This is a genomic window from Mesorhizobium sp. M7A.F.Ca.US.006.04.2.1 (assembly GCF_004022915.1).
In the GTDB taxonomy this organism is placed as follows: domain Bacteria; phylum Pseudomonadota; class Alphaproteobacteria; order Rhizobiales; family Rhizobiaceae; genus Mesorhizobium; species Mesorhizobium ciceri.
Genome location: NZ_RZQA01000612.1, coordinates 1 through 3,947, shown reverse-complemented (window position 1 = coordinate 3,947; position 3,947 = coordinate 1). Strand labels below are relative to the sequence as shown.

Genomic DNA, 3,947 nt, shown 5'->3' with positions numbered 1-3,947 from the left:
ACTATGGCCGCGCCGAAGCCCGCTATCGCGCTGCCCGCGCCTTTGTCTTCGAAGTCTGGCGCGACATCGAGGCGACGGTCGAAGCCGGCAACAGCGTATCGACGCGGCAGATCAGCCTTGTCCATCTGGCCAAATCCGAGATTCATGAGGTTGGCGTCGATATCTGCAACTTCGCCTATCGCGCGGGCGGCGGCGCGTCGCTGCGCGCCGGTGTGATCCAGCGCACCTTCCGCGAGATGATGGTGGCGGCCAACCATTTCACGATCGCGCCATCGATCGTCACCTCGGCCGGCCGCGACATCGGCGGGCTGTGGAGCGATCGCACCTGGCAGTTCTACGATCTGATCGAGAAGAAGTAGTCGCAAGGGCCGGACGGCGGACCCATCCGGCCCCATTTCATGCTGCAGAAGAGAGACGTCGATGAGCTTCCCGCATCCGATGACCAACGCCTTCCGCGAAGCCTTTCGCCACCACCCGGCCGGTGTTGCCGTGATCACGGCCGATCCCGGCGACAGACCGGTGGCGATGACCGTGTCCTCGCTGATCTCTGTAAGTGCTGCGCCACCGGTCGTCGCCTTCTCGCTGTCGATGAAATCGACCTCGTCCGAACCCTTGCTACGGGCGCAGACCATGGTGATCCACCTGCTGCGCTACACCGATATCGACCTGGCGCAGCTCTGCGCGTCGAGCGGCGCGGAACGCTTCCCGCCGGGAGGCGCCTGGGCTCGGCTGCCCACGGGCGAACCGCGCTATACCGGCGTCTCGACCTGGTTCCGCGCCCGCCGGCTCGGCGTCCTGCCGATCGAGGGCGCGACACTGGTGGCGGCCGAACTCCTTGACGGCGAGGTGCAGCTGGACGAGATCCCCCCTGAGGCGCATTCGCTGGTCTACCTCGACCGTCGCTGGCATCGCCTGCACAAGGAACTGGACGGCGTGGCTGAACTTCTTGAGTCGTCGCGTTTTCTTTGAACGGTGCCGGCTGTCCGGCCGCTGCGCACGGAATTCGCTAAGCCAGTCAAACGCGTTCGAGCGTCAGTCGCACCGTCACCCTGGCCCGCCGTGCAGGGTTGAGGGCCATCCAGCCAGTTGGGCACTGGTCGGAGCTTCGTCCCGCATCGGATGCATGTCTCAGCTTACGTTAGACATTTCTACAAAATATATCACATGTTGACGTTAATTTAACAGGCTACTATGGTCTGTTTGCCGCATCGGATGCGGCGCTTTGGTATCACCGTTGCTCGTTGATTGTCGTCATGTCCGTCATCCTTATCCCAACCTGCAGGATTGCCTTGCAGCGCCCTTCACCAGTTGCTGAAAACGGCGGCGCCCATGCCCAGTTTGCTCGGAATCGATAACGGTCTCACGGTCACCAAGGCGGTGATCTTCGATGCCGATGGCACGCAGTTGTCGGTGGCGCGTCGGCGGGTTCCGCAATCGATGCCCCATGCGCGCTGGGTGGAGCGCGACATGGCCGGCCTCTGGCAAGCGACCGCCGACGCAATCAAGGAGGCGATCGCGCTATGTGGCCGCCCGGCGGACGACATCAGGGCGGTGGCGGCAACCGCGCATGGCGACGGTCTCTATTTGCTCGACAAGGATCGTCGGCCGCTGGGGCCTGGAATCCTGTCGCTCGATAGCCGCGCCGGCAAGATTGTCGAGCGATGGTCGGCGGACCGGGTCTTCGAAGAGGCGCTAGCGCGAACAGGCCAGGCGCCCCACGTCTCGGCGCCGTCGGCGCTGCTCGCCTGGATCAGGGAGCACGAACCGGCCCGCTATGGGCGTATCGGGCATATACTGGCCTGCAAGGACTGGCTGCGCTTTTGCCTGACCGGCAAGATCGGCACCGACCGTACCGAGGCCAGCACCTCATTCACGGATTTCCGCACGCAAGCCTTCGCGCCGGAAGCGTTGCGAATCTTCGGATTGGACGATGTTTTCGACGCGCTGCCGCCGATGGCGCACTCCGCCGCGATCGTCGGCCATGTCACCGCCGAGGCAGCCGAAATGACCGGCCTTGCCAAGGGAACACCGGTCGCGTGCGGACTGCATGACGTGACTGCCTCCGCACTTGGCATGGGCGGCCATGAGGAGGGCGTGCTCGCCATCGTCGCCGGAACCTATTCCATCAACGAAGTCGTCTCTTCGCAACCACGCGTCGACCCGCGTTGGCTCTGTCGCAACGCCATCGACGCAGGCCGCTGGAACAACATGGCGATCTCGCCGGCGTCGACCGCGAACTACGACTGGTTTCTCGACACGTTCTGCCGCTCGGAGCAGGAAAAGGCATCGGTCGATGGTGGCTCGATCCACGAGCTTCTGGCAGCAGAGATCGACACGGCGCTGAAGAAGCCGTCGACCATCCTGTTTCATCCCTATCTGTTCGGCTCTCCTTATGGCGATGTTGCCAGCGGCGGCTTTGTCGGCCTGCACGGCTGGCATAATCGCGGCGATATACTCAAGGCGGTTCTGGAGGGCATTGCCTTCAATCATCGCACCCATGTGGAAGCCTTGCGCGACGGCTTTGCCGTCAGCGAGATCCGCCTGACCGGCGGCAGTTCGCGCAATCCGGCCTTCGTTCAGATGTTTGCCGACGTGCTGAACGCCCCGGTCATCGTCACCTCGACCGACGAGGCCGCGGCCTTTGGCGCTGCCCTTTGCGCGGGGGCGGCGGTTGGCATCTTCGCGACGCCGCAACAGGGCGCCAGGCAGGTCGGGATGACGGCGCGCCAATACGAGCCTGACCAAGCCTCGAGTGCTGTGTTCAACGAGCGCTTTTCCCTCTATGGCCGCATAGCCGGTGCGCTCGAACCGCATTGGCCCGACATCGAGAAGCTGGGCCGGCCAGACACTGGGGGAACCGCATGATCAAGGCCGACGAACGACGCGAAGAGATCGCCGACTATGTGATCAAGCTCGGCCAGGTGCGCATCGACGATCTGGTCGAGCATTTCGGCGTGTCGCGCATGACCGTCCACCGGCATATCGACCGGCTGGCGCAGCAGGGCGTGCTGCGCAAGCTGCACGGTGCGGTGACGGTTCAGCCTTCCGGCCTCTACGAAAGCGCCTTCCGCTACCGTGTGACGGTCAACCGGGCCGAGAAGGATGCGCTGGCGCGGGCAGCACTCGATTATGTCGAAGCCGGCCAGGTGGTGATGCTGGACGATTCCTCGACGGCAAACGCCGTCGCGGCACTGCTGCTCGACGTCAAGCCGCTGACCGTCATCACCAACTCCGTAGCGACGGCATCACTGCTGATCAATGTCGACGAACTCGACTTCATCTGTCTCGGCGGCCAGTACCACGGCACCTACAACGCCTATATCGGTATCGTCTGCGAGAACGCCGTGGCGCAGCTGCGCGCCAATGTGCTGATCTGTTCGGCTTCGGCCATCACCGGAACCACGGCCTTCATCCAGGATCCCAATGTCGTGCGGGTCAAGCAGGCGATGATGGCCGCATCGGCCAAGCGTATCCTTCTGATCGACCATGCCAAGTTCGACAGGATCGCGCTGCATGTCTTCGACGATCTGACCAGCTTCGATGTCGTGCTGGCGACCGAAGGCCTGGGCGATGCGCGGGCGCAAGCTCTCGAACGGGCCGGCGTGAAGCTGCGCATCGTCAAGACGAAAGCGTCATGAGCTCAAGCGAAGCAACATTTACGGAAAATCCCGCCGGGCGTTTGGCCGCCATGGCCGGAACCGGCGAGGTCGACGTCGTCATTCTTGGCGCCGGCATTAACGGGGCAGGGCTATTTCGCGACCTGTGCGCGCAAGGCGTCAGCTGTCTGATCGTCGACAAGGCGGATTTCGGCTCGGGCACCAGTGCCGCGCCATCGCGGCTCATTCACGGTGGCCTGAAATATCTCGAAACCGGCGAGTTCGGGCTGGTCGCACAGTCGACACTTGAACGCAATCTGCTTTTGAAGAATGCGCCGCACTATGTCAGCC

Annotated in this window: 4 protein-coding genes and 1 pseudogene; all 5 read left to right on the top strand. The window is 63.4% G+C overall.

Annotated features, from left to right (window positions below):
* Nucleotides 1–359: pseudogene (locus EN925_RS26415) on the top strand (acyl-CoA dehydrogenase); the annotation flags it as partial.
* 61 nt (nucleotides 360–420) lie between these two features.
* Nucleotides 421–969, top strand: a complete 549-nt coding sequence (locus tag EN925_RS26410; protein ID WP_127368557.1) for a flavin reductase family protein — start codon at nucleotides 421–423, stop codon at nucleotides 967–969.
* A gap of 360 nt (nucleotides 970–1,329) precedes the next feature.
* Nucleotides 1,330–2,865: an FGGY-family carbohydrate kinase gene (locus tag EN925_RS26405; protein WP_127368558.1), complete on the top strand. Its 1,536-nt coding sequence runs from the start codon at nucleotides 1,330–1,332 to the stop codon at nucleotides 2,863–2,865.
* Complete coding sequence (locus tag EN925_RS26400) at nucleotides 2,862–3,638, top strand: DeoR/GlpR family DNA-binding transcription regulator (RefSeq protein WP_127368559.1); 777 nt, start codon at nucleotides 2,862–2,864, stop codon at nucleotides 3,636–3,638. The genes EN925_RS26405 and EN925_RS26400 overlap by 4 nt, the downstream gene beginning before the upstream one ends.
* A 50-nt stretch (nucleotides 3,639–3,688) precedes the next feature.
* Nucleotides 3,689–3,947 (top strand): FAD-dependent oxidoreductase (locus EN925_RS26395; RefSeq protein ID WP_164894397.1); only part of this gene is annotated, 259 nt, incomplete at its 3' end.

Bases quoted from the DNA above. Each gene is read 5' to 3' on its own strand.
- EN925_RS26405 (WP_127368558.1), top strand. From the start codon at position 1,330: ATGCCCAGTTTGCTCGGAATCGATAACGGTCTCACGGTCACCAAGGCG.
- EN925_RS26410 (WP_127368557.1), top strand. From the start codon at position 421: ATGAGCTTCCCGCATCCGATGACCAACGCCTTCCGCGAAGCCTTTCGC.
- EN925_RS26400 (WP_127368559.1), top strand. From the start codon at position 2,862: ATGATCAAGGCCGACGAACGACGCGAAGAGATCGCCGACTATGTGATC.